Source organism: Agrobacterium sp. 719_389, from assembly GCF_900188475.1.
Classification (GTDB): Bacteria; Pseudomonadota; Alphaproteobacteria; order Rhizobiales; family Rhizobiaceae; genus Agrobacterium; species Agrobacterium radiobacter.
In genome coordinates, this window is sequence record NZ_FYEM01000011.1 from 155,442 (window position 1) to 180,432 (window position 24,991).

Genomic DNA, 24,991 nt, shown 5'->3' on the forward strand with positions numbered 1-24,991 from the left:
TCACAATTCGCGCACCCTCTGGCGTCTGACGATCCAGATGAAGAAAGGCGCGCCGACAAGGGCGGTGACGATGCCGACATCAAGTTCGGACGGCCGCGCCACAATGCGCCCGACAATATCGGCGGCAAGCAGCAGACACGCCCCGCCTAGCGCCGAGAACGGCAAAAGCCAGCGATTGTCCACGCCAACCAGCAGGCGGCAGAGATGCGGCACCACCAGCCCGACAAAACCGATCGGCCCGCAAATGGCGGTGGCCGCGCCGCAGAGCAGAATGGCGCCGAAGGACGCCACGGCTCTGGCTGCCATGACATTCTCGCCAAGCCCGGCGGCGAGTTCGTCTCCGAGCGCCAGAGAATTCAGCTTGCGCGCCGAAAGCAGGCTGATGATGAAGCCGGCGGCGAGAAAGGGCAGCACGGTCTCGATGCGCTCGAAGGTCGCCCCACCGACGCCGCCGATCTGCCAGGAGCGGATGCCGCCGGCAATATCGCTGCGCGGCAGCACGACGGCGATGACGAGCGAGGAAAAGGCGACGGAGGTGGCGGCGCCCGCAAGTGCGAGTTTCAGCGGGGTCGCGCCGCCTCGCCCCAAAGAGCCGACAACATAAACGAAAACCGCAGATGCCCCCGCCCCCGCAATTGCGGTGATGATGAAGGCCTGCGCCGTGGCGATGCCGAACCAGACAATGCCGATGACGACGGCTAGCGACGCCCCCATGTTGACACCGAGAATACCGGGATCGGCAAGCGGATTGCGGGTAATACCCTGCATGATGGCACCGGCCAGCCCGAGTGCGGCCCCGGAAAGCAGGGCGAGCAGCGTGCGCGGCAGACGCACCGCAACCGCCGCTTCGGCAACCGTCTCGACGCGACCGCTGAGCCCGCCAAGAATATCCACAAAAGAGACGTCACGCGTGCCGATGGCGACGGAGAGCGCACAGAGCAGCGCGAGAAGCGTCAGCACCGCGCCGAGCCATGCGGTTCTCGCGCGGCTGGAGCGGCCGGCGAGCAGCACCGTTGTCGCTTTGCCGGGTCCGGACATTGTCACTGCGATTTCCCGGAGGATTTGTCGGCGGCCTTCGCCAGGAGATCGGCATAGTCCTTCAATACCCATGAAATCGACAGCGGTGTGGGGTTGGAGGCCGTGCCAAGCGGATCGCGGCCGAGCATGACGATGGCATCATTGGCGACGGCCGGCATGCGGGCGAGAAGCGGATCGGTGCGCATGGCGTTCAGCAGCGGCTGGCTGCCATAGGTCACGACGATATCGACATCGTCAAAGGCATCCACACGCTCGGCGCTGACGCCGGCGGCGAATTGCCCCGGCTTCGTCGCCTCCAGGACGCTTTTCGGCGAGGCAAGCCCCAGATCGGCGAAGAACTTCACCCGGGTGTCATTGGCCGTATAGAAATTGACGACGCTGAGATTGGTGGCATCGAGATGGGTGACGAACATGGCCGACTTGCCCTTCAGCTGCGGGTGGCCGGCGACGACCTGCGCGATTTCGCCCTCGATGCGTTTGATCAGCGACTCACCTTCCACCGCCATGCCGAGTCCGGCGCTGTTGAGCCGGATCATCTCGCGCCAGTCCGTCGCCCAGGGGGAGACGGGATAGGCGACAACAGGGGCGATCTGGCTCAGCGTATCGTAATCGGACTGGCTGAGGCCGGAATAGGCGGCAAGGATGACATCCGGCTGCGTTGCCGCCACGGCCTCGAAATCGATGCCGTCACCCTCGTCGAACAGAACAGGCTTTGCCGCGTCGAGTTCGGTGAGCCGCTTTGCCACCCATGGCAGCAGGCCGTCGCCATCATCATCGCCGAAATTGGCCGCCGCAAAACCGACGGGCACGATGCCGAGCGCCAGCGGCACCTCATGGTTCGCCCAGGCGACAGTTGCGACCCGCTGCGGTTTCTTCGCAATCGTGGTCGTACCGAACGCATGTTTGATGACGATGGGATAGCGGGCCGTCTCCTCCGCCGAGGCCATATCAGGCGCGATCATCGACAGGAAAAGTACAAATACCGGCACGAGGCAGCGAAACGGGCGAAGCATGGCGAAGCTCTCAAAGGTTCAAAAGTGGACTTGAACTCTCAGCTTCAAATGCCCCCGTCAAGCCCAGGCAAGAAATGCCGCCGCAACAGCGGTGAAATTTCCGGGGTTTTGTACAAAACCGCAAAAAGTTACAATACCGGAGAAAGTTTCTCAAGTTATTGGGCGCTTCGAGAGTGGGTCGTGAAAACGGCGATCGGGGCATCAAGGTCTGGAACATACCAATGAATATCGAAACCGAAGGCAGACACCGCAAAACCGCGCGACGTCGTTACCAGGATGCGGCCCTGCTTGCCTGCACGGCGCTTGCCGCCACCCTGCCCGGCTCCCTGCTGGCGCAGGAGGCCGCCAATACAGGCGGCAGCACGGTTCTGGAGCGCATCACCATCGATAGCGGCGATAATGACCAGAAGTCCATTGTCGCCACCCGCACCACGAGCGGCAGCAAGATGGCGACCGATATTCTCGACACACCCGCCTCCGTTTCCGTCATCACCGCCAAGGAAATGCAGCAGCGCGGCGTGCAGACCGTGGAAGAGGCGCTGCAATATACCGCTGGCGTGACCACGGATTTTTACGGCTCCGACGACCGTTTCGACTATTTCAAGATTCGCGGTTTCGACGCCTATACCTATCGCGACGGGTTGACGCTTGGCCGTCCCTTCGGCGCGCTGCGCGAAGAAACCTATGCCTATGAGCGCGTGGAAGTGCTGAAGGGCGGCAATTCCACCACCTTTGGCGTCTCGGATCCCGGCGGCTCGGTGAATTATTCCACCAAGGTGCCGAAACGCACCCGTTTCGGTGAAGCCTATGTGACCGGTGGTTCCTATAGCCGCGCCGAAACCGGCTTCGATTTCGGCGACAACATCACCAGCGACGACACGCTGTCCTATCGTCTGACAGGCAAGCTCAGAAATGCCGATGCGGAATATGACTATTCCCGTGACGACGAGAAATTCTTCATGGGCGGCCTGACCTGGCGTCCCACTGATGTCACCAGCCTCACCGTCGTTTACGATCATCTCAACAAGGATGGCGTTCCCGGCGGCGGCGGCCATCCCGTCGGCTCGCATTTCGACCGGAGCCGCTTCTTCGGCGAACCGGACTACAATTATCGCGGCACAAACCGCAATTCGTTAAGCGTGATGTTCGACCACGATTTCGGCTCGGGCCTGACCCTGAGTTCCAATGCGCGCTACAGCAAGGCGAATACGGACTTCGGTTACGCCTATATCTCATCCACGCCGACCAATGGTTCGACCATCGCCAACCGGTCCTATTTCGGCAACGACACCGAGACCGAAAACTTCCTGATCGATACGCGCCTGCAATATGACACGCGGTTTGAAAATGTCGAAAGCCGCAGCCTCGTCGGCGTTTTTTATAACAATTACGAATCAGGCAGCAAAAGCTACTTCGGTGCTGCGCCGAGCATCAACTGGATGAACCCGGTCTATACCGGCGCGCCCGCCTCGGTGCCGCTCTATGCCAGTTCCCTGACCGACCAGAAGACCAGGGCGATCTATCTCCAGCAGGACCTGACCTTCTTCGACAGGCTCACCGTCAGCGCCGGCCTGCGCAACGACTGGATCGACACCGACCAGACCAACCGGCTTAATGGCACGACGGCAAGCGGCGACATCAGCGAACTGACCAAGCGTATCGGCGTATCCTACAAGGTCACCAACGAAATCGCGCCCTATATCAGCTACGCCGAATCGGTTGTGCCGGCATCCGGTCTCACCGTTGAACCGGAGCGCGGCGAGCAGATCGAGCTCGGCGTGAAATACCGGCCGGACGCTTTCCCGGCCCTGTTCACCGCTTCGATCTACGATCTGAAGAAGAACAACATCACCGTCACCAGCCCGATCACCAGCCTGCCGACCACCATCGGCGAAGTGCGCGTGCGTGGCCTCGATCTTGAAGCCAAGGCGGAGGTGACAGACAATCTCAGCCTGACGGCGGCCTATTCCTATCTCGATGCTGAAATCACCGAAAACGGAACGGGCGGTAATGTCGGCAACCGACCGCAATTCGTGCCCGAGCATCAGGCTTCACTGTGGGTCAATTATACGCTGGAAGGCAATGACTGGCGCGGCGACATGACCTTCGGTCTCGGCGGCAGATACACAGGCGCCTATTATTTCGACAATGCCAACAAGGTCGAAACCGGAAGCAGCGTGACCGTGGACGCGGCATTTAGCTACAAGATTCAGGAAACCGCCTTACTGGATGTCAATGTCTCCAACCTGTTCAACGAAAAACACGTTTCGTATGGCGGGTTCGGCGCTGACTTCTATAATCCCGGCCGGGCGTTTTCTGTGACTTTGCGAAAGACATGGTGAAAATCTATATTAGCAATATTTTTCAATATATTGCACATATTTCCTAACACACTACGTCATCCTCGGGACAAGCCCGATGATGACGTGGAGAGAGGCTCGAGGAATGCGCCAAACCGCTGAACATGGGCGGCGCAGGGCCGACCCGCTATCAAAGCAGCCTGTGCAGACGCCGCCAGGCGGCCGGCGTGTTGCCCACGGACTGGCGGAAAGCCTTGGTCAGATGGGCCTGATCGGAAAAACCGAGCTGGGCGGCGATATCGGCCACCGTCAGATCGCCTTCCAGCAGAAGCTTCTGGGCGGCGTTGATGCGCCGTTCCAATTGCCATTGCAGCGGTGTCTTGCCGGTGGTCTGGCGAAACACGGTCGCGAACCAGCTTTCCGAAAGCCCGACAATATCGGCCATCTCGGCAACCGTCATACGGTCGTCGCCACGCTTTTCGACCTGGGCAAGAAGCTTGTTCAACTGCGCCTGCGTCAGCCTGCCATTCACCTGCTCAGGCGCAGGGCCGGGAATATCCAGCAGCCCGGCAACGATGCTGCCGACCAGACTTTCCGCATAGACCGCATGTTTCGAGGGTTCGGCCAGTTCGTCGACAAGCAGGCCGGCAAGGGTTTCCACCGAACCGATATCCTGTATCTCGACCGGGCGGCGCAACGCCGTCATCGCCGCCGAACTGCCGACCGAAGGTGACAGGAAGCGCAACAGCCGATCCTTGTGAATATGCAGGTTGAGATGCGAAAACCGGTGCGTGGCGTTGCTGCTCGTCCACATCGGTACGCCGGCCGGCACATAAACCGCCCGCGTCATCGGTCGCGAATGGTTGCTGAACTCGCCGTTCCGGTTAGACATGCTGATGCGCGAGGAGACATCATTGAAAAAAATCATGATGCGCGGATCGGCGGCCAGATAATAACCCTTCGCCCCCATCTGGCTTTCCGCCTCCCAGAAGGCACTGACCAGCCCGTCCAGCTGACGCCATTTCACCGGCGCGGTGACGCTGATGCCTTCCGTGTGCCAGGTCATGGAATGCCAGAAACTCAATGCGGGTACCGTCCGGTTGTCGGGTCTGGGTTGAGGATATGGAAAGACGGGCGCTTCGCACCAGTCATCGCGCTCTGCCCCAATAACATGACTTATCAATTCATGTTAATAGCAAAGATTGTTATGAAGAGAAACATTCGCTGACGCGACCGCGCTGGAACCTCTGCCCAAGACACCCGTTGAACTCCTGACAGGAACGCAACAATGGAGACTATCATGGACAGCAAGAAGGAACCGGGCAACTTCGCAGACAAGAAACGCGAAGAGAAGGGTCACGGCGTCATCGTTGCCGGGCCGGATGCGCATGAAAATGAGAAAAGCGGCAAAGCGCCGTCGGAGAAGTCCGAAAAATCCTCTCCCAGCAAACCGGTTTCGTCTTCGGACCGGCGATAGGGCGACACACTCCCGCTGCGAGCGGAATGCTGAGGCTAACAACCTCCCTCGCCGGATCGCGTGGTGACTGATTCAGCCTCGCCGACCTATCGGTAGCAAAAACACCTCCCCGATCGCTCAGGGAGGTGCATCTTCATTTGGCGGTCAACCTTTCCTTACAGAAGGTCGAAACGGTCAGCGTTCATCACCTTCGTCCAGGCGGCGACGAAATCACGCACGAATTTCTCCCTGCTGTCGTCCTGTGCATAGACTTCCGCATAGGCGCGCAGGATGGAGTTCGAACCGATGACGAGGTCGACGCGGGTGGCCGTGTATTTGGCTGCCCCAGTCTTGCGGTCACGAATCTCATAGAGATTGTTGCCGGTCGGAACCCAGGAATAGGCCATGTCCGTCAGCGTCGTGAAAAAGTCCGTCGTCAGCGCGCCGGGCTTGTCGGTGAACACGCCATGCGCCGTACCGGCATAATTGGTGCCGATGACGCGCAGGCCGCCGATGAGCACGGTCAGTTCCGGCGCGGTCAGGCCCAGAAGCTGCGCGCGATCCAGCAGCAGTTCTTCGGGGCTGACAACATAGTCCTTCTTGACCCAGTTGCGGAAACCATCCGCCAGCGGCTCAAGCGGAGCAAAGCTGTCGGCATCCGTCTGCTCGGCGGAAGCGTCACCACGGCCGGCCGCAAAAGGCACGGCAATGTCGAAGCCGGCCGCCTTGGCCGCCTGTTCCACACCGTAATTGCCGGCGAGAACGATCACATCCGCAATGCTTGCGCCGCTTTCACGGGCAATCTGCTCCAGAACCGAAAGCACGCGGGAAAGACGGGCGGGCTCGTTGCCTTCCCAGTCCTTCTGCGGTGCGAGGCGGATGCGCGCACCATTGGCGCCGCCGCGCTTGTCCGAACCGCGGAAGGTGCGGGCGCTGTCCCAGGCGGTCGAGACCAGATCAGCAACGGAAAGGCCAGACGCCGCGATCTTCGCCTTGACGGCAGCGACATCGTAGCTGGTGGAGCCTGCGGGGATGGGATCCTGCCAGATCAGGTCTTCCGCCGGAACGTCAGGGCCGATGTAACGGGACTTCGGTCCCATGTCGCGGTGGGTCAACTTGAACCAGGCTCGGGCGAAGACCTCGGAGAAATGGTCCTGATCATCCCTGAACTTCAGCGAAATCTCGCGGTAGATCGGATCAACCTTCAGGGCCATGTCGGCATCGGTCATCATCGGGATGGTGCGGATCGAGGCATCCTCGACGTCGACAGGCTTGTCTTCTTCGGCAATGGTGATCGGCGCCCATTGCGATGCACCGGCGGGGCTGTGGGTCAAGGTCCATTCATGCTTGAACAGCATGTCGAAGAAACCATTGTCCCACTTGGTCGGCTCGCTCGTCCAGGCGCCTTCGATACCGGAAACAACCGTGTCGCGACCAATGCCGCGGCCCTTGGTGTTGATCCAGCCAAGACCCTGAAATTCCGGGCCTGCGGCTTCCGGATCGGGGCTGAGGTTGGCGGCGCTGCCATTACCGTGCGACTTGCCGATGGTATGACCGCCGGCGGTGAGAGCCACGGTTTCCTCGTCGTCCATGCCCATGCGGGCGAAGGTCTCGCGCATCTGCGCCGCCGTCGCCAGCGGATCGGACTTGCCGTTTACGCCTTCCGGGTTGACGTAGATGAGGCCCATCTGCACGGCAGCGAGCGGGTTTTCCAGCGTCTCGGGCTTGGTCACGTCGCCGTAACGGCCATCGCTCGGCGCCAGCCATTCCTTTTCGTCACCCCAATAGGTGTCCTTTTCCGGAGCCCAGATGTCTTCACGGCCGAAGGCGAAACCGAAGGTCTTCAGACCGGCGACGTCATAGGCAATGGTGCCGGCGAGCGCGATCAGGTCGGCCCAGGAAATCTTGTTGCCGTATTTCTTCTTGATCGGCCACAGCAGACGGCGGCCCTTGTCGGTGTTGACGTTATCCGGCCAGGAATTGAGCGGGGCAAAACGCTGGTTGCCGGTGTTGGCGCCGCCGCGACCGTCAGTCACGCGGTAGGAGCCCGCCGCATGCCAGGTAACACGCGCCATCATGCCCACATAGCTGCCCCAGTCGGCCGGCCACCAGTCCTGGCTGTCGGTCATCAGCGCACGCAGATCGGCCTTCAGCACCTCGACGTCGAGCGTCTTCAGGGCTTCGCGATAGTTGAAAGAGGTGCCGAGCGGATTGGTCTTGGTATCGTGCTGATGCAGGATGTCGAGGTTCAGCGCATTCGGCCACCATTCGGTAACCGATTTACCGGAGGCCGTGTTGCCTCCATGCATGACGGGACACTTGCCAGCCAGTTTTGAAGTTGCGTCCATTTCGCCCTCCGATGGGTTTAGCAATTAAACGAAATAATCAATTCGACATGTGCAGCCTGTTGGAGCCAGAGCCTGCGGCAGGTCATGGGAAACCGTGCAGCGAGGCTGGTGATCTCTGACAGCTACAGCTTCTTTCTGTCATGAAGATGACTAACAGCCGGGTTCCATAATTTCCAATTGTATATTCTAAAGGCTGCGATATGCTGAGCTTATGATTGCGCTCTCCATGAAACATCTCCGTTATTTCGACGCTCTGGCCAAGATCGGCCATTTCGGCCGGGCGGCGGAGGCATGTGCGATTTCCCAGCCGGCGTTGTCGCTGCAAATCCGCGAACTGGAGGAACTGATCGGCGCGCCGCTTGTCGAACGCGGCAGCCGCCAGATCCGGCTGACGACGCTTGGCGAAGAATTTGCCGAGCGCACCCGCTCGATCCTGCGTTCGGTGGACGAGCTGCAGGATCTGGCGCGTGCGGGCCAGGGCCCGCTCAGCGGCCGCCTGCGCATCGGCGTCATCCCGACGGTCGCGCCTTATCTTTTACCACAGGTCATCAAGACTCTCACCCGACATTATCCCGGACTGGAGGCCCGCCCGCGCGAGGCGGTGACGCAGAAGCTCATCGAGGACCTGCTGGAAGCCCGGCTCGACATGGCGATCGTCGCCCTGCCCGTTTCGGAGCCCGCGCTGGAAGAGGTTCCGCTGTTTTCGGAGGAATTCATTCTGGTGCGGCCGATGGAAGATGCGGGCATGCCGGTGCCGAGCGCCGACAAGCTCGGCGAAATGCGGCTTCTGCTTTTGGAGGAAGGCCATTGCTTCCGCAATCAGGCGCTTTCCTTCTGCAGCATGACCAATGCGCCGCCGCGCGTGCTGATGGAGGGCTCCTCGCTCTCCACCCTCGTGCAGATGGTCGGTGCCGGCATCGGCGTCACGCTCATTCCGCAGATGGCCGTCGATATGGAAACGAGGCAATCCACCGTTTCGGTATTCCGGCTTGCGGAGCCGCGCCCGTCGCGCACCATCGGCATGGTCTGGCGCAAGAGCAATCCGCTTTCGGCCCAGTTCGCCCATATTGCGGAGATCGTCCGCGAATGCGGCCTCCAGAAGCTCGGCCTCGCGGCATAGGGACTTGGCTCGGAAGATCGCGCGCCGTAATGCGCGCGATCTTCACATGGAGCGGCTGGCCTATCGCGAAGCGGCTTTCACGCGCCCGTCGTCGGTCCATTGCGGCGGCGCGCCGAACTTGTCGGCCACCATGCCCTTCAAGCCACGTGACCGGCCATAGGCATCGCACTCGACATATTTCGGTTTTCCGCCCAGAGCCGACCGGATTCGATGGCCGGAGGGAATAGAGAGGTTCAGGCCGTCGGAAACTTTGCCTGTCACGAGAATACGCGAGAAGTAGTTGGAGAAATCGGTGGCAAGCTCGTAAGCGTCGCCGATTTCCGACGCGCGGGCGTTACCAGTGATGGAATTCGCGCCCTTGGACCAGACAGCCGCCGCACGCTGAACGCCGCCACTATCCACCGCCTCGGCCTCAACGGCCAGCCCGCCAAGCCCGAATGGGAGACGCGGCACGCTGACCGGCAGGACGAAGCCGCTGCCGAGCGTCACCGCCGTCGATACCCCGGCCATGGTCTTGTCGGTCGGCACCAGATCGGTGATGACCGTGCGCACCGTCATATCTGCCGGCTGTCCAAGAGCGGCGATCCGGTATTTATCGCTGAGCGCCACGCAGATGGCGCGATCCAGCGCATTCGAAACAAGGGCACGATCCTTTTCCGATGTGATCCGCGACGAGGCGGCGAAGGAGAAGGTGGTCGGCACGATGGCGACGGTCTTGACCCCGGCCAGCCCGGTGGCGTCCACGAAGGTTCGCGATTTGGTGAACTTTCCCTTGGCCGGGCTGAGCTGCGCATAGGAGGTAAGCGTGCCACCTTCTTTCAGCGGCACGGAGGTGCAGCCGGACATGATGATGGCGAAGGGCAAGGTGGCGAAGGCGACACCGCGGCTGCGGGACGCCTTGTCGCCGGAACCCCGGGCAAACAGATTCCACTGTTGTTTCACTGCACGTACTCCGGTTGGGATGATTGATCCTGTGCCCCGCACGGTACGACAGCTAAAATTGCGGCAACATTACAATCACCGGCCTCTGAACAGCGCGCAACGCGACGATCAGAAACGTAACCGGAAGGTGCTTCCGAAAGCGCTGCTATCCAGAAAGATTCGCCCGTTATGGTTGGCGACAATCTGCTTGACGAGGCTGAGGCCAAGCCCTGCCCCGGTGCTGCGCGGTGTGATGCGGTAAAAGGGCTCGAAAATCCGTTCCCGCTGGTCTTCGGCTATCCCCTGCCCTTCATCGGAAATCGCGATCTCACCATTGGCGAGAACCGAGATATGGATCATCCCCCTGTTGCCACCATAATCGATGGCATTGCGTACGATGTTGCTGATGGCGCGCGGCAGGGTGAAGGGGTTGCCCATCACCTCATATCGCGCGATCTGCGTATCGAAGGAGATGTCATAACCCGCCGAAAGCGCAAGCGGCGCAAGATCGGCGACGACGGTGCGGGTCATCTCGACGAGCTCCACCGTCTCGCGCCGGTCGTTCACCTGATCGTTTCTTTCGAAAGCGAGAAGCTGTTCGGTGGTTTCGCCAAGCCGCGCGACATCCTCCATCAGGCGTTGCTGTTCCGGCCCCGGCAAGCCCTCTATCCGGGTCTGCATGATCGCAATTGGTGTTCTCAGTTCATGCGCCGCATCGATGAGAAAACGCTGGCGCGCCCGAAACTGCTCTTCCAGCCGCTCGAGGATGCTGTTGAAGGCAAGGATCAGCGGAACCACCTCGCGAGGCACATCCTGGACGGGAAGCTTTGAGCCCGGCCGGCGCGGATCGATCTCGGGGGCCTTTTTGACGACGGAACTGAGGCCGGAGAGCGCCTGGCGCACGATGCGGGGAACCGAGAAGAACACGGCGGGCAGGATGACAGCCAGCAGGGGAACGTAAATCTTGTAGGTTCCGGCAAGAAGCGTCAGGAACTGCCCGCCTACATGCGTCGTTCCGCCGAACATGACCCTTACCGCACCCCATTTCGTTTCCATGCTTTCAACCAGGGCGACCTCGACGATGCCCTTTCCTCCACGAATATCGGCATCCGTCATCAGATGCAGATACCGCGACAATTCCTCATAAACGGCAGGCACGGCGCCGTAGGTCACCACCCGCCCATCCAGCGTGGAGGCAACGAACCAGAGTGTTGAGTTTTCCGCCTTCAGGGCCCGCAATGCCGGGCTCTCGGTAATGACCAATCCCTTTTGCGGATCGAGCGAAAGTGAACCATCAAGCGTGGCCGAGAGGTCGTCCCAGAGCGCAATATTGGGGGAAAGCATCATCACGCCGTAAAAACAGAGCCCGATGATGACCACGGCAATCATGGCAGAGACGACGACGCTGAGCTGCCAGCTCAGTTTCCACCACAAGGACGGGTTGGACGTGCCCTGCGCTTTCATGCTTCTTCCTTCAACAGATAACCGATACCACGAATATTATGGACGCCGACGCCTGCGGATGCATCGAGCAGGCGTTTTCGCAGCCGCGATATATGCGCGTCGAGCGCATTGGACTGGATCTCTTCCTCATAATTATAGACCGCTGCCTCGAGCGTGGAGCGCAGCACGGATTTGCCCTTGCGTTTCGCCAGCGCAATGAGAACCGCAAGCTCACGTCTTGGCAGGTCGAAGGGAACCGAATTGATCGTGACGCTGAGATGGAGCGGATCAATGACGATGCGGCCAGCGGTGATCTGGGCCGGCGCAAGGTTTGCCGGCCTCCTTAGAACCGCGCGCACCCGGGCCAGCAACTCGCCGACGAGAAACGGCTTGCCAAGATAATCGTCTGCGCCGCCGTCCAGCCCCGCGATCCGCTCTTCCGGCTCGTTCATCGCCGTCAACAGAATGATCGGCGTGTCGATACCTGCGCGGCGCAGCTGCGGAATGAAGGAGAGCCCTTCCCCGTCAGGCAGGCGACGGTCGAGCAGGATGGCGTCATAGACGTGCTGACGCGTCAGCTCCATCGCATCGCCGAGCCACATCGTATGGTCGATGACGATCCCCTGCTTGCCGAGCGTCGCCGTCAGCGCATCCGCCATTTCCTTTTCGTCTTCGATCAACAGAAGTCTCATGCGTCACCGTCCCTTCGCCTTCCGTTTTCTGCCAGAAAGGTTGCGGCAGTATTGCGGCGAAGACGACGCTGGAGCATTTACAACCAGGATCCATAATGGTTTCACCTCTGGAAAATTCATAAAAACAGAGCTTGGATCATTAGACGGTTCCGTTTAGGCAGGCGCGCCCCGGAGGGTAATGCTGCTGCAATTATGGATGCCTATCCAGAAACCATCCGCCTCGACAGAGGCAATGCGACCGCCTGAGCGGCGGTCCCGGGATGGAAAGGATTTCAGCATGTGGATGAAGAGAACCATCAAGGCGGGGATCGCGCTTGCAGGTTGCGTTCTCGTTGTCACCGCTCTCGATCCGGCGCGCGGCGGCGTCGATGCGAATGAGCGTGTCAAAGGCATCGTGAACGGGCTCGTCGAAACCGCTTCGATGAGCCCCGCAGGCACGCCATTCGAGCTGACGGCCGCGGAAACGGCAAAGATCGGCACGCGCCCGATGGTGGAGCGGCTTGGCGTCAGCGGCGAGCTTCAACCGATCACCCGTGTGGTGATCCGCGCCCGTGAGGCCGGCAAGATCGTGGAAATGAATGTCCGCGACGGAGATACGGTGCAGGCGGGCAAGCTGCTCGTGCGTTTCGAAACCGATGAGTTGCAATCGACGCTTTTGCTGCGGCAGAGCGACCGGGATGCGGCTGAGGCCGAGCTGATGCTGGCGATGCAGGCCCTGACGAGAACCGAACAGCTTGCCCTGAAAAACATCGCGTCGGCAGAACAGCTCGACAAGGCAAAAAGCGATGTCGCGGTGAAGACGGCAAGGCTCCAGAGCCTTGCGGCGCAGGCGGATATCGCCCGCCTCGCCCTTCGCAATGCCGAAATCCGCGCACCCTTCAGCGGCACCGTCACCCGTCGGCTGGCCGAGGCGGGATCGCGAGTCGGTGCGGACGGCGAGCTTCTCACACTGGTCGATACCAGCGTGCTGGAAGCGAAGGTTCTTGTCGCCACCCGCGACATACCGCGCGTGGCGCTCAGCCAGACGGCGGAACTGGCGATCGACGGCCTTGGCGGCCAGATCGTCAAAGGCACGGTCGACCGCATCAGCCCGGTTGCCGAAGACGGCACCCGTTTCGTCGCCGTCTATCTGCGGCTTGCCAATCGTGACGGCCGGCTGTGGGGCGGAATGTTCGCCAGCGGATCGATCCTCCTGCGTGAAAAGAACGATGCGCTTGTCGTTCCCGCAATCGCGCTGCGCAAGGACGAGACGGGTTACCATGTGCTGAAGGTGGAGGATGGCCATCTTCGCCGCCAGACGGTCGCAGTCGGAGCGCGCTGGAACGATGGCGACCTGGTCGAGATCGCTGCCGGCCTGAAGGATGGCGAGACCATCCTCACCGCACCGCTTCCCGAACTGGGGCCTGACATGGCCGTCACCATCGACAAGGCAGGCTGAAATGTTTTTGACCCGCATATCCGTTACCCATCCCGTTTTCGCCACCATGATGATGGTGGCGCTTCTGGTCATGGGCGCCTTCTCGCTGCAGCGGCTTGGGCTGGACCAATATCCCAATGTCGACGTTCCCGTGGTGGTCGTCGTCACTTCTTATCCGGGCGCGACGCCGGAGACGGTGGAGACCGAGGTGACGCGGCCGGTCGAGGACGCGCTGAACGCCATTGGCGGCCTCGACGAGGTCACGTCCACCTCCTATGAGGGGCGCTCCGTCGTGGTCGCGAAATTCAAGCTCGAAGTGCAGAGCTCGGCCGCCGCGCAGGAGGTCCGCGACAAGATCGCCGCCATCGAGGCGAATTTTCCGAAAGACGCCAAAAAGCCCGTCATATCGAGGTTCGACCCCGCCGCCGAGCCGGTCCTGTCGGTTGCGATCAGTTCGACGTCGCTCGATGTGCCCGCCCTCACCACGCTTGCCGACCAGAGGGTGGTGCGGCAGCTGACGACCGTTGCCGGCGTCGGCCAGGCAACGCTGGTTGGCGCCCGCAAACGGCAGATCGATGTGACGATCGACGAGACGCGCATGCGCGCCCTTGGCATCGGAATCAACGAGGTGGTGAATGCGCTGCGCGCCGGCAACACCAACAGCCCGGCCGGAAGCGTCATCGATCCCGTCTCCGAACGGACGATCCAGGTACAGGGCCGCATCGAGGAGCCGCAGGCGCTGCTGGACATGGTGGTGGCAAGGCGCGGCGGCGCGGCCATCGAGCTTCGTGATGTCGCCAAACTTTCCGAAGGCGCAGCCGATGCCGAAAGCCGCGCCCTCTATAACGGCCAGACGGCGCTGGCGATCGACATCGTCAAGGTTCAGGACGCCAATACCGTTCAGGTGGCGACGGATGTGAGAAAGCGTCTCGATGCGCTCAACGCCGAGCTTGCCCCGCAGAACGTACAGCTGCGTATCGTCACGGATTCATCGATACCCATCCGCGAATCCGTCGGTCAGGTACAGACGACGCTGATCGAAGGTGCGGCGCTCGCCGTCGCCATCGTCTTCCTGTTTCTCAATTCCTGGCGCAGCACGGTGATTACCGGGCTGACATTGCCGATCGCCATCATCGGCACGCTCACGGTGATCGATTTCCTCGGTTTCACCCTCAATACGCTCAGCCTGCTGGCGCTGACGCTTTCCATCGGCATTCTCGTGGATGACGCCATCGTGGTGCGCGAAAACATCACCCGCCATCTGCATATGGGCAAATCCCACCTGCGCGCAGCCCTCGACGGCACCAATGAAATCGGGCTTGCGGTCATCGCGACAACGGCGACGATCGTGGCGGTTTTCCTGCCGGTTGCCTTCATGGATGGCATCGTCGGCCGGTTTTTCTATGAATTCGGCGTCACCGTCTCCGCCGCCGTGCTGATCTCGCTTTTCGTCGCCTTCACGCTCGATCCGATGTTATCAAGCGTCTGGTATGATCCGGACGCCCAACCCGATGCAAAACGCGGCCCGATAGGCCGACTGATCGCGCGTTTCGACCGCGGCTTCGAATGGACGGCCGGCCAGTATCGCCGCGCCATCGGCTGGACCCTGCGGCACCGGCTCGTCACCCTGCTTGTCACATCGGGCATATTTATCGGCAGCCTGTTCATGGTGCCGCTGGTCGGCACGGAATTCGTTCCGAATGCCGATGAGGGCCGCTTCCAGGTCAACATCACCGCGCCGGTCGGCTCCTCTCTGGACTATACGACCACCAAGGTGCGGCAGGTCGAGAAGGCGCTGAGGGAATTTCCGGAGGTCGAGATGCTTTATTCCACCATCAACACCGGCGGCGCCGCGGGCAAACATCGCGCCGCCATATTGGTGGGGCTGGTGCCGCTCGATACGCGAAGCCGAACCCCGCTCTCCCTTGCCGAGCCGGTTCGCAAGCGCCTGTCAGCCATACCTGGCATTGAGGTCACGATCCTGCAGAATGGCCTTGGCGGCGGCGAAAGCCCGGTACAGCTGAGCATCCTCGGCGACGACCGGGCTGTTCTTGAAAAAATCGCCGCCGGCCTGGTCGAAGACATGAAAAAAATTCCGGGCCTCGTGGACGTGACCTCCAGCGCCAAGGATGTGACCTCTGTCCTGTCGGTACGCCTGAAGCCTGCGGCGGCGAGCGATCTCGGCATTGCCCACGCCGATCTTGCCGCAGCACTTTCCCCCCTTATCGGCGGCGAGGATGTGTCGAAATGGACGGATAGTGACGGCAATACGTACGATATCGTCACCCGCCTGCCCGCCGAGCGGCGGTCCGACCTGGCAAGTCTCGGTGAATTGATGATTGCGACCGGCCGCACGGCGGCGAATGGTGCACCGCTGATGGTGCGTCTCGATCAGGTTGCCGATATCGGCATCATGCCGGCCCCCGCCGAAATCCGCCGCATCGACAATCGCCGCGAGATACTGGTTTCGGCCAATATTGCCGGCCGCACGCTTGGCGACGTGACGGAGACGCTTCAGGGCCTGACCGCCGGTCTTGACCTGCCGAACGGCTATCGCATCCGCTTCGGCGGTGACGCCGAAACCATGCAGGAAACCGTCGGCCACATGGTCACGGCGCTCAGCATGGCCGTCATCTTCATCTATATCGTGCTCGCCTCGCAGTTCGGCAGCTTCTTGCAACCGCTCGCCATCATGGCGTCGCTGCCGCTGTCGCTCATCGGCGTCCTCGTCGGGCTGATGGTCGCCGGCAGCACCATCAACATGTTCTCGCTGATCGGCTTCATCATGCTGATGGGCCTCGTGACCAAAAACGGCATCCTGCTGGTGGATTTCGCCAATCGCGAGCGGCGGCGGGGGCTTTCGCTGAACGAGGCGCTGGAGAATGCGGGCGTCATCCGCTTCCGTCCGATCATCATGACGACGCTTGCAATGATCTTCGGCATGATCCCGCTCGGTCTGGCCGTTGGCGGCGGCGGCGCGCAGCGTGCGCCGATGGCCCATGCGGTGGTTGGCGGCCTCATCAGTTCCACGCTGCTGACCCTGATCGTGGTGCCGACCATCCTGTCTTATCTGGACAGCATCATCAGGCGTTTCGCCCGCCTGTTACCGAAAGGGCCCGATGAAACGGGGCATTCGAACCATGAGACACAATCTGCCCAAAAGCAGCCGGCCTGATAAGGCCGGCTGGACATCAATCCGGCTGACAACGGGAAGGCGCCACCGCCTTCCCGTCATTCCGGATGGCGCGCCTGTCGTCATCTCAGCAAAAGAATCGCGGCCGGGCCCGCCAGAAGCAAAGCGATGGCGATAATCGGGTGGAGATAACGCAATAGGAAGCGGAGAACGGGGCGGCGTAAATTCATGCAACGGCTCCTGATGACAATCATCAGGCAAGGTTGGGCATGCCCTATTGCGGCGGCATTACAGTCCTGGCGGAAGGAAGGAATGCCGGCAGATGCGGTTACGGTGTCTCAGCGCTCCGGCGTTTCTTTTTGCCCTTTGGCCGGAAATCGACCAGCAGCGATTTCAGTTCGATATCACGAACGCGTCTTGCCGCTTCGTCAGGGCGCACCCATTCCAGCAGGCGTTCGCCGTGCTCCTTGAAGGTCGCGTCCGTTTCCGTCACCTCTATTTGGAAGACGTCGACCATGCAGGGAACGACATCGCCATTGTCGAGCATCTTGAGATAGGTATAGCGGCCCACCGCATCCTTCTTCACCCGGCCGCGCACACCCGCCTCCTCCCACGCTTCGATCGCCGCCGCCTGATGCGGTTTCTTGCGCTTCATCGGCCAGCCGCGCGGAATGATCCAGCGCTGACTGGTGCGGGACGTGACGAGGAGGATTTCGACATCCACGCTATTGTCGGCATAACGGAAACAGAGCGCGGCATATTGCTGCCGGAAAGCACCGGTGAAGAGCTTTTCGGGAACCGCAGCCAGCTGCTGGAGCAATGTGAGTGGACGGGCCGGACGGGTTTTCCGGCGTTTCTTGGAAGATTTCATATCCGTTGATAGTGCTGATTTTCCGGGTTGCATCAATGCCCCGCGTGCATTTATGACAGTTTTATGACAATCACCCCCCACAACTGATAAAGCGCCATTGAGGGCCAATTCGCATGATGAGTATTTTTCGCAAGCTGATGCCGCGCGAGGACCGTTTCTTCGACATGTTCAGCAAACATTCCGAAACCGTCATCAAAGCGGCTGAAGCCCTTGACCAACTTTTAAGCGGCATCAACGTCGAGAAGAACTGCGACCTCATCGTCGCCCTCGAGCATCAGGCGGACGAGATCACCCGCGAGGTGCTGCTTGCGGTCAGGCGGAGCTTCATCACGCCATTCGATCGTGGCGACATCAAGGACCTCATCCAGTCCATGGATGACGCCATCGACATGATGCACAAGACCGTCAAGACCATCCGCCTGTTCGAGCAGAGCGAATTCGACCCGCTGATGAAGGAGATGGGCCACGAGATCGTGCGCGCGGCGGGCCTGATTGCGGAAGCCATTCCGCTTCTCAACAAGGTCGGCACGAATGCGCATCGCCTCTCGGCCATCGCCGAAGAAGTGACCCGCGTCGAAGGCCGCTCCGACGAGCTTCACGACCTGGGTCTGAAGGACCTCTTCCGTCGGCATGGCGCGAGCGGCGATGCCATGGCCTATATGATCGGCAGCGAAATCTACGGCGAACTCGAAAAGGTCGTTGACCGCTTCGAGGATGTGGCCAACGAGATCAGCGGCATCGTGATCGAGAACGTCTGATGGATGTCGCGCTTGCCCTGCCGCTGCTCGTCGGCCTTATCGCCATCGCGCTGTTCTTCGATTTCCTGAACGGTCTGCATGACGCCGCCAATTCCATCGCCACCATTGTCTCCACCCGGGTGCTGCGGCCGCAATATGCGGTCGCCTGGGCGGCCTTCTTCAATTTCATCGCCTTCCTGTTCTTCGGCCTGCATGTGGCGGAAACACTCGGCACCGGCATCATCGATCCGGCCATCGTATCGCCGCAGGTCATTTTCGCGGCGCTGATCGGCGCCATCGTCTGGAACATCGTCACCTGGATTTTCGGCATTCCCTCCAGCTCCTCGCATGCGCTGATCGGCGGCCTCGTCGGTGCGGGTTTCGCCAAGGTGGGCTTTAACTCCATCGTCTGGTCGGGCCTGCTGAAGACCGTGGGGGCGATCTTCATGTCGCCGGCCATCGGCTTTTTTTTGGCGCTCGTTCTCGTGCTCGCCGTGTCGTGGCTGTTCGTGCGGCAGACGCCCTTTGCGGTCGACCGCACCTTCCGCGTCATGCAGTTCATCTCCGCCTCGCTTTATTCGCTGGGGCACGGCGGCAATGACGCGCAGAAGACCATGGGCATCATCGCCGTGCTGCTGTTCAGCCAGGGGCATCTCGGCGAGAGTTTCTATGTGCCCTTCTGGGTGGTGATTTCCTGCCAGTCGGCCATGGCGCTCGGCACGCTGTTCGGCGGCTGGCGTATTGTCCATACGATGGGATCGAAAATCACCCGGCTGAACCCGATGCAGGGTTTCTGCGCCGAAACTGGCGGGGCGCTGACGCTGTTCGGCGCCACATGGCTCGGCATTCCGGTCTCCACCACCCATACGATCACCGGCGCCATCGTCGGTGTCGGCGCTGCCCGCCGTGTCTCGGCCGTGCGCTGGGGGCTTGCCGGCAATATCGTCATCGCCTGGATCGTGACCATGCCGGCAGCCGCACTGATCTCCGCTGCCGTTTACGGGCTGACCTCGCTGTTCTGATAGCTTCATTACTGCCCGGATTTGCCGCTCCGCCCGGAACAAAAGCCACCCAGTGGCTGTTGTTCCGGGAGACCAATGCGGATCGCGGACATGGCACGGCAGGTTTTCTGGAAGGGTTATCTGAAGCTGTCACTGGTGACGGCCTCTGTCTCGCTGACGCCTGCGACGACCGAAGGCAACAAATACCGCTTCCACATCCTCAATCGCAAAACCGGCAATCGCGTCGAAAGCCGCTATGTCGACAGTGTCACCCACAGGCCGGTCGCCGCCAGGAACCAGATGAAGGGTTTTCCGCGCGGCGAGGATGACTACGTGCTGCTGGAGGATGACGAGATCGATGCGGTGGCGCTGGAAAGCACCCGCACCATCGATATCAAGACCTTCGTGCCAAAAGGGTCGATCGACTGGATCTGGTACGACCGTCCGCATTTTCTGCGCCCGGAAGACAAGATCGGCACCGAAGCCTTCAGCGTCATTCGCGAAGCCATGAAAGCGAACGATGTTTTCGGCATTGCGCGTCTGGTGATCTACCGTCGTGAAAGGGCAGTCCTGCTGGAACCTTCAGGCAAGGGCATCATCCTGTGGACGCTCCATTATGGCGAGGAGGTGCGCGAAAGCATCGACGCGCTGGAGCCGAAGATGAAAATCGACCGGCCGTTGCTGGACGCCATGGAAAAACGCATCGGCAAACAGGTCACGGCTTGGAAGCCAACTCTGGTGCAGGACCCCATTCAGAAAAAGATCAAGTCCCTGTTGAAGACCAAGGGCGAAGAGGTCTCCTCATCGACAAAGAAAACTAGCATGAATGCCCGCACCGGCGGCAATGTCATCAATATCATGGATGCGCTGAAGAAAAGCCTCGCTTCGGAAAAGAGAAGCTGAGGATCGGCGTCTTCACCGTGCCTTTTTCGGCAGCGGCTTGGCAGCGGCAAAAAAGCCGTCCCACGGGTCTTTTTTCAGCGCCGCAAGACGAGCCCCGATATTGTTGACGGTGAAATGGGCCGGACCGATCTCGGCTGTCAGTTCCGACCATTCGAGCGGCGCTGAAATGGCGGCTCCCGGCCGGGCGCGCGTCGAATAGGCCGCAACCGCCGTATTGCCCCTGCCGTTGCGCAGGTAGTCGATAAAAATACGGCCCTGACGTTTCGCCTTGGTGGCGACGGAAAGATATTTCTCCGGTTCGGCTTTCGACATATCCGCCGCCATGGCCTTGGCGAAGGCTTTTACCGGGGCCCAGCCCGCCTGCGGCTTCAGCGGCGCGACGACATGCAGTCCCTTGCCGCCCGAGGTCTTGACGAAAGCGGCAAGCCCGGCCTCTTCGAAACGCCGTTTTAGTTCCAGCGCCGCCTCGATCACCTCTTCCCATGCCACATCCTCGCCGGGGTCGATATCCATGGTGATCATGTCAGGCTTTTCCCAATTGGCGGTGGTCACACCCCATGGGTGGATTTCAAGCGCGGCAGATTGCACGAGCGCCATCAAGCCATCGAGATCGGTGATGCGGATCAGCGGCTCACCGCCCTTGTCCTTGGGGTCCCTGATTTGCTCGACCGCCTTGTTGATGCCGCGCCAGGCATGTTTCTGGAAGAAACGCTGCCCTTCTATACCCTCCGGGCAGCGCAGCAGTGCCAGCGGCCGGTTGACGACAAAGGGCGCGATGCGCCGCCAGACCTGCGCATAATAATCGGCAAGCCCCTCCTTCGTCACGCCATCGTCCGGCCAGTAGAGCCGGTCAGGATGGGTGAACTTGATCGTCGATTGCGGCGCCTTGGTATCGGACACGGCCTTCTCCTCGCGTTCGATTTCTTCTGCGGGCTTGTCTTCACGCAGCCCCCGGAAGGAGGCGTGGCGCAGATTGCCATCTCCAGACCATGCGCGAAACTCCACTTCAGCCACCAGTTCCGGCTTCACGAAATGAAGATCACGTCGGGCAAGCGCGGTGAGCTTCTCACCGAACGGGCTTTCCTTGCGCTCCAGCGGCTTCAACAGGCCAAGCAGCATCTCTGCCACGTCGCCCGTATAACCTGTCCCGACACGGCCGACATGGCGCAGCTCGCCATTTTCATAAACGCCGAGCGCCAGCGATCCGATCGCATGGTCCGATGTCGAGGAGACGGTGTAGCCACCGATAACGAATTCCTGTCGCATCGAGCATTTGGATTTTACCCATTCTCCCTTACGCCCGGAAACATATTTGCTGCTCTTGACCTTGGAAATGACACCCTCAAGACTGAGCCGGCAGGCATGGTCGAGGACAAGCGCGCCGCTTTCTTCAAAATGCTGGCTGTAACGGAGATGGGGATCGCCCGCCGGCAACAGCCTTTCCAGCAGCGCTTTTCGTTCGCTCAATGCCGCACCGCGCAGATCGCTGCCATCGAGATAGAGAAGGTCGAAGGCGTAAAACACAAAACGGTCGCTGCGTCCTTCGCTCAGATCCTGCTGCAAGGCGGAGAAATCGGAAGCCCCGTTATCGCGTTCCACGACGATTTCGCCGTCGATCAACACCGTTTCCACCGGCAGCGCCTTGATAGCGCCTGCCACGGCCACACCGAATTTCTCCGTCCAGTCCAGCCCGCTGCGGGTCAGGAGCTGGAGCTTGCCCTGATCGACACGCGCCTGCAGGCGATAGCCGTCAAATTTGATTTCATTCAGCCAGCGATCTCCGTCGGGCGGTTTTGGCTTGAGCGTGGCGAGCGCCGGCGGCACGAAGGACGGCATGGCCTGTTTGCGCGCGCCTTTGGGCAGCGCATGCGCCTGTTTTTTGCCCGACGTCGAAGCCGCGGCCTTTTTCGATACCGGCTTGGAATTCCAGGTATCTTTTGGCTTGGCAGCAACCTCCTCGACGCTGCGCCCGGTCTTTACGGATTCCGGCCGTTCCTCGAGAATATCCGCGCCGCCTTTATGTCTGGCTTCTTCGTCGTCGCCTTTGATCAGCAGCCAGTTTTCCCGGCTTTCGCCCGGCTTTCCGTGCATGCGCACCAGATGCCAGCGTCCCTTCAGCTTTTCGCCTTCCAGTTCGAATTCCAGATGGCCTTTGCGATAGCCTTTCCGGGCGTCACCGATCGGCTGCCAGAAGCCGCGATCCCAGACAATCACGGTGCCGCCGCCATATTGTCCCTTGGGGATAACGCCTTCAAAATCACCATAGCTGAGGGGATGGTCCTCCACATGCACGGCAAGGCGTTTGTCCTCGGGATCGAGACTGGGACCGCGCGTCACCGCCCAGCTTTTCAGCACGCCATCCATTTCCAGCCGAAAATCATAATGCAGACGGCGGGCATCGTGTTTCTGGATCACGAAGCTCGATCCCTGCTGTTCGGCCTTCGTACCCTTGGGCTCCGGCGTCTTGTCGAAACTGCGCTTGGCGTTATAGGTCTGCAATCCCATGGATCAGCCCGCTTTCCGCGACGCCTTGCGGCCTGCTGCCGTCGCCTTTTTCCCGGCTCCCGCCCCCGCGCTGCGGCGCAGGGCCTCCTTGAGATCGATGATATTGTCTTCCTTGCGCGGCGGTTGCTTGGCGATTTCCCGGCCTTCGATCTTGGCTTTCACAAGTTCTGCCAGCGCATCATTATAACGGTCGCTATAGTCTGCGGGATCGAACGTGCCGGCGCGCTTTTCGATGATGTGACCGGCGAGTTCCAACATTTCCTCATCGAACTCGATGTCGGGGATCGACTTGAAGACCGATGTCTGCGAACGGACCTCGTAGCTGAAATTCAGCGTCGTCGCGACGAGAGCCTTGCCGCTCGGACGGATCAGCAGGACACGGTTGCGGCGGAAAAGCACCGCTTCGCCGAGAGCTGCGACATTCTCGTCGTCCATCGCCCTGGCGAGAAGCGTCAACGCCTCTTCGCCACCCTCCCCGCCCGGCGCGAGATAATAAGACTTGTCGAAATAAAGCTTGTCGATCTCGTCACAGGGCAGAAAGTGACTGACGCGGATGACCTTGTCGCTCTCCGGCATCAGCTTCGCGATCTCGTCTCCCTCGATGACGATGTGGTCGCCATTGTCGAGCTCGTATCCCTTGACCTGATCGTCACGAAGAACCGCCTCTCCGGTATCACTATCAACATATTGCCGCTCGACGCGATGGCCGGTCTTGCGGTTGACGATATTGAACGCGATTTTCTCCGCCGAGGTCAGCGCCGAATAAAGGCCGACTTCGCAGTTGAAATCGGCAAAGGTCAGATGGCCTCTCCAGCTGGCTCTGCGGTTCATGTCCGTCGTCCCTCGTCATCGCTGCGGGAGGGCATTTCCCGGCGTCGGTCGCCGGCCAGAATGCGCTCGATGGCGGGCACGTCCGCCTCCGCCAGAACCGGCACCGGGTCGGACGCCATGGCTTCCAGCACCTCCGGCGAAAGGCCACCATTACGGATCACCCACTCCATCGCCTCACGGGTCTGCCGCTCCGCTTTCAACTGCGCATAAAGCGCCAGTATCAGCCGATCGCGGACATCGAAGCTCTTCAAGTTTATGTCTGAACGTTCTGCCTGCCGTTTCATCTCGAAATCCTCAAAGGCCATCCGGCATTGGCGGGCATCGCCTCAGGCAATGCCCCTGCCGCCGGTGACGCCATAAACCTCGCCATTGATGAAGCTCGCATCCTGCGACGCCAGCAGCACATAAACGGGCGCCAGTTCCACCGGCTGTCCCGGGCGGCCGAAATCGCTGTCCTTGCCGAAATTCTTCACCTTCTCGTCAGGCTGGCCGCCGCTCGGCTGAAGCACCGTCCAGAACGGCCCCGGCGCAACGGCGTTTGCACGCACGCCCTTTTCGATGAGCTGTTTGGCAAGCGCTTTCGTATAGGCGACGATACCGGCTTTGGTGGTGGCGTAGTCCAGCAGGATTGCGGAGGGCTCATAAGCCTGTATCGAGGCGGTGGTGATCACCGACGACCCCGGCTTGAGATGGGGAACAGCCGCCTGCGCAATCCAGTGCAGGGCATAAAGATTGGTCTTCATGGTGCGGTCGAAATCGTCGGTCGACAGTTCTTCTATGTCTTCGCGATATTGCTGTCTCGCGGCGTTGATGACCAGAATATCCAGCCCGTCGAGATCGCCGGCCGCCTTCTCTACCAGTTCGCGGCACCATGCCTCATCGGTAATATCGCCGGGCAGCGCGACCGCCACGCGACCTTCCGCCTCGATGAGCGCCACGACCTCCTCAGCGTCGGATTCCTCTTCCGGCAGATAGGAGATCGCCACATCAGCACCTTCCCTTGCAAAGGCGATGGCGACGGCGCGGCCGATACCTGAATCGCCGCCGGTAATCAGCGCCTTGCGCCCGGCAAGCTTGCCGGTGCCCTTGTAGCTTTTTTCGCCATGATCAGGGAAAGGCGTCATATTCGTCACCAGACCCGGCATCTCCTGGGTCGGGGTCGAAAAGGGCGGGCGCGGATACTGGCTGCGCGGGTCCTGCGGCTCGAGGCGGTCTGTCATCGCGGTCTCTCCCGTCAATAGAAGTTCATCCGAGGCGCGTTC

Annotated in this window: 20 protein-coding genes; 8 read left to right on the plus strand and 12 right to left on the minus strand. The window is 60.8% G+C overall.

Annotated elements, in window-relative coordinates:
* Positions 1–1,038 carry an iron ABC transporter permease gene (locus CFB10_RS19870; RefSeq protein ID WP_020009802.1) on the minus strand — a complete coding sequence of 346 codons (1,038 nt, stop codon included), beginning with the start codon at positions 1,036–1,038 and terminating at the stop codon, positions 1–3.
* A gap of 2 nt (positions 1,039–1,040) precedes the next feature.
* Positions 1,041–2,051, minus strand: a complete 1,011-nt coding sequence (locus CFB10_RS19875; protein ID WP_020009801.1) for an iron-siderophore ABC transporter substrate-binding protein — start codon at positions 2,049–2,051, stop codon at positions 1,041–1,043.
* 221 nt (positions 2,052–2,272) lie between these two features.
* On the opposite strand from CFB10_RS19875, the gene CFB10_RS19880 reads away from it, so the two are divergent.
* On the plus strand, positions 2,273–4,393 hold the full coding sequence (locus CFB10_RS19880; RefSeq protein WP_026363527.1) for a TonB-dependent siderophore receptor: 2,121 nt from the start codon (positions 2,273–2,275) through the stop codon (positions 4,391–4,393).
* A 148-nt stretch (positions 4,394–4,541) separates the two neighbouring features.
* On the opposite strand, the gene CFB10_RS19885 is transcribed toward CFB10_RS19880, so the two are convergent.
* A complete protein-coding gene (locus tag CFB10_RS19885; RefSeq protein ID WP_026363526.1) occupies positions 4,542–5,435 on the minus strand; it encodes an AraC family transcriptional regulator in 894 nt (297 codons plus the stop codon).
* Between the two features lie 216 nt (positions 5,436–5,651).
* Here CFB10_RS19885 and CFB10_RS24080 point away from each other — a divergent pair, with 216 nt between their 5' ends.
* A complete protein-coding gene (locus CFB10_RS24080) occupies positions 5,652–5,828 on the plus strand; it encodes a hypothetical protein (RefSeq protein ID WP_020009798.1) in 177 nt (58 codons plus the stop codon).
* 155 nt (positions 5,829–5,983) lie between these two features.
* On the opposite strand, the gene katG is transcribed toward CFB10_RS24080, so the two are convergent.
* Positions 5,984–8,155: a catalase/peroxidase HPI gene (gene katG / locus CFB10_RS19895; protein WP_026363525.1), complete on the minus strand. Its 2,172-nt coding sequence runs from the start codon at positions 8,153–8,155 to the stop codon at positions 5,984–5,986.
* 211 nt (positions 8,156–8,366) lie between these two features.
* On the opposite strand from katG, the gene CFB10_RS19900 reads away from it, so the two are divergent.
* Positions 8,367–9,275, plus strand: a complete 909-nt coding sequence (locus tag CFB10_RS19900) for a hydrogen peroxide-inducible genes activator (protein ID WP_020009796.1) — start codon at positions 8,367–8,369, stop codon at positions 9,273–9,275.
* Between the two features lie 60 nt (positions 9,276–9,335).
* Here CFB10_RS19900 and CFB10_RS19905 read toward each other — a convergent pair whose 3' ends face one another.
* The 3 genes from CFB10_RS19905 to CFB10_RS19915 all read right to left on the minus strand — a co-directional run bounded on the left by CFB10_RS19905 (position 9,336) and on the right by CFB10_RS19915 (position 12,331).
* Entirely contained in the window at positions 9,336–10,217 is an 882-nt protein-coding gene (locus CFB10_RS19905; RefSeq protein ID WP_020009795.1) for a DUF3313 domain-containing protein, read from the minus strand.
* 108 nt (positions 10,218–10,325) lie between these two features.
* Complete coding sequence (locus CFB10_RS19910) at positions 10,326–11,660, minus strand: HAMP domain-containing sensor histidine kinase (protein ID WP_020009794.1); 1,335 nt, start codon at positions 11,658–11,660, stop codon at positions 10,326–10,328.
* On the minus strand, positions 11,657–12,331 hold the full coding sequence (locus tag CFB10_RS19915) for a response regulator transcription factor (RefSeq protein WP_020009793.1): 675 nt from the start codon (positions 12,329–12,331) through the stop codon (positions 11,657–11,659). Before CFB10_RS19915 ends, CFB10_RS19910 begins: the two co-directional genes overlap by 4 nt.
* Before the next feature lie 277 nt (positions 12,332–12,608).
* Here CFB10_RS19915 and CFB10_RS19920 point away from each other — a divergent pair, with 277 nt between their 5' ends.
* Both CFB10_RS19920 and CFB10_RS19925 read left to right on the plus strand, forming a co-directional pair.
* On the plus strand, positions 12,609–13,769 hold the full coding sequence (locus CFB10_RS19920) for an efflux RND transporter periplasmic adaptor subunit (RefSeq protein ID WP_020009792.1): 1,161 nt from the start codon (positions 12,609–12,611) through the stop codon (positions 13,767–13,769).
* Position 13,770: 1 nt separating this feature from the next.
* On the plus strand, positions 13,771–16,923 hold the full coding sequence (locus CFB10_RS19925) for an efflux RND transporter permease subunit (protein ID WP_020009791.1): 3,153 nt from the start codon (positions 13,771–13,773) through the stop codon (positions 16,921–16,923).
* A 286-nt stretch (positions 16,924–17,209) separates the two neighbouring features.
* Here CFB10_RS19925 and CFB10_RS19930 read toward each other — a convergent pair whose 3' ends face one another.
* Positions 17,210–17,752 carry an NUDIX hydrolase gene (locus CFB10_RS19930; protein ID WP_020009790.1) on the minus strand — a complete coding sequence of 181 codons (543 nt, stop codon included), beginning with the start codon at positions 17,750–17,752 and terminating at the stop codon, positions 17,210–17,212.
* A gap of 113 nt (positions 17,753–17,865) precedes the next feature.
* On the opposite strand from CFB10_RS19930, the gene CFB10_RS19935 reads away from it, so the two are divergent.
* From CFB10_RS19935 to CFB10_RS19945, 3 genes are all read left to right on the plus strand, one after another.
* Complete coding sequence (locus tag CFB10_RS19935; RefSeq protein WP_020009789.1) at positions 17,866–18,510, plus strand: DUF47 domain-containing protein; 645 nt, start codon at positions 17,866–17,868, stop codon at positions 18,508–18,510.
* On the plus strand, positions 18,510–19,511 hold the full coding sequence (locus CFB10_RS19940; RefSeq protein ID WP_020009788.1) for an inorganic phosphate transporter: 1,002 nt from the start codon (positions 18,510–18,512) through the stop codon (positions 19,509–19,511). The genes CFB10_RS19935 and CFB10_RS19940 overlap by 1 nt, the downstream gene beginning before the upstream one ends.
* A 90-nt stretch (positions 19,512–19,601) precedes the next feature.
* Entirely contained in the window at positions 19,602–20,393 is a 792-nt protein-coding gene (locus CFB10_RS19945; RefSeq protein ID WP_026363524.1) for a Ku protein, read from the plus strand.
* Between the two features lie 12 nt (positions 20,394–20,405).
* On the opposite strand, the gene ligD is transcribed toward CFB10_RS19945, so the two are convergent.
* The 4 genes from ligD to CFB10_RS19965 are packed head-to-tail and all read right to left on the minus strand — an operon-like array spanning position 20,406 to position 24,949.
* Positions 20,406–22,898, minus strand: a complete 2,493-nt coding sequence (gene ligD, locus CFB10_RS19950) for a DNA ligase D (RefSeq protein ID WP_020009786.1) — start codon at positions 22,896–22,898, stop codon at positions 20,406–20,408.
* Positions 22,899–22,901: 3 nt separating this feature from the next.
* A complete protein-coding gene (locus CFB10_RS19955) occupies positions 22,902–23,729 on the minus strand; it encodes a Ku protein (RefSeq protein WP_020009785.1) in 828 nt (275 codons plus the stop codon).
* On the minus strand, positions 23,726–24,013 hold the full coding sequence (locus tag CFB10_RS19960) for a hypothetical protein (protein ID WP_026363523.1): 288 nt from the start codon (positions 24,011–24,013) through the stop codon (positions 23,726–23,728). The genes CFB10_RS19955 and CFB10_RS19960 overlap by 4 nt, the downstream gene beginning before the upstream one ends.
* Before the next feature lie 42 nt (positions 24,014–24,055).
* On the minus strand, positions 24,056–24,949 hold the full coding sequence (locus CFB10_RS19965; RefSeq protein ID WP_003505598.1) for an SDR family oxidoreductase: 894 nt from the start codon (positions 24,947–24,949) through the stop codon (positions 24,056–24,058).
* Between the last annotated feature and the right edge of the window lie 42 nt (positions 24,950–24,991).

Coding starts and splice junctions, on each gene's coding strand:
- CFB10_RS19870 (WP_020009802.1), bottom strand. CDS start 1,038: ATGTCCGGACCCGGCAAAGCGACAACGGTGCTGCTCGCCGGCCGCTCC.
- CFB10_RS19875 (WP_020009801.1), bottom strand. CDS start 2,051: ATGCTTCGCCCGTTTCGCTGCCTCGTGCCGGTATTTGTACTTTTCCTG.
- CFB10_RS19880 (WP_026363527.1), top strand. CDS start 2,273: ATGAATATCGAAACCGAAGGCAGACACCGCAAAACCGCGCGACGTCGT.
- CFB10_RS24080 (WP_020009798.1), top strand. CDS start 5,652: ATGGACAGCAAGAAGGAACCGGGCAACTTCGCAGACAAGAAACGCGAA.
- katG (WP_026363525.1), bottom strand. CDS start 8,155: ATGGACGCAACTTCAAAACTGGCTGGCAAGTGTCCCGTCATGCATGGA.
- CFB10_RS19900 (WP_020009796.1), top strand. CDS start 8,367: ATGATTGCGCTCTCCATGAAACATCTCCGTTATTTCGACGCTCTGGCC.
- CFB10_RS19910 (WP_020009794.1), bottom strand. CDS start 11,660: ATGAAAGCGCAGGGCACGTCCAACCCGTCCTTGTGGTGGAAACTGAGC.
- CFB10_RS19915 (WP_020009793.1), bottom strand. CDS start 12,331: ATGAGACTTCTGTTGATCGAAGACGAAAAGGAAATGGCGGATGCGCTG.
- CFB10_RS19920 (WP_020009792.1), top strand. CDS start 12,609: ATGTGGATGAAGAGAACCATCAAGGCGGGGATCGCGCTTGCAGGTTGC.
- CFB10_RS19925 (WP_020009791.1), top strand. CDS start 13,771: ATGTTTTTGACCCGCATATCCGTTACCCATCCCGTTTTCGCCACCATG.
- CFB10_RS19930 (WP_020009790.1), bottom strand. CDS start 17,752: ATGAAATCTTCCAAGAAACGCCGGAAAACCCGTCCGGCCCGTCCACTC.
- CFB10_RS19935 (WP_020009789.1), top strand. CDS start 17,866: ATGATGAGTATTTTTCGCAAGCTGATGCCGCGCGAGGACCGTTTCTTC.
- CFB10_RS19940 (WP_020009788.1), top strand. CDS start 18,510: ATGGATGTCGCGCTTGCCCTGCCGCTGCTCGTCGGCCTTATCGCCATC.
- CFB10_RS19945 (WP_026363524.1), top strand. CDS start 19,602: ATGGCACGGCAGGTTTTCTGGAAGGGTTATCTGAAGCTGTCACTGGTG.
- ligD (WP_020009786.1), bottom strand. CDS start 22,898: ATGGGATTGCAGACCTATAACGCCAAGCGCAGTTTCGACAAGACGCCG.
- CFB10_RS19955 (WP_020009785.1), bottom strand. CDS start 23,729: ATGAACCGCAGAGCCAGCTGGAGAGGCCATCTGACCTTTGCCGATTTC.
- CFB10_RS19960 (WP_026363523.1), bottom strand. CDS start 24,013: ATGAAACGGCAGGCAGAACGTTCAGACATAAACTTGAAGAGCTTCGAT.
- CFB10_RS19965 (WP_003505598.1), bottom strand. CDS start 24,949: ATGACAGACCGCCTCGAGCCGCAGGACCCGCGCAGCCAGTATCCGCGC.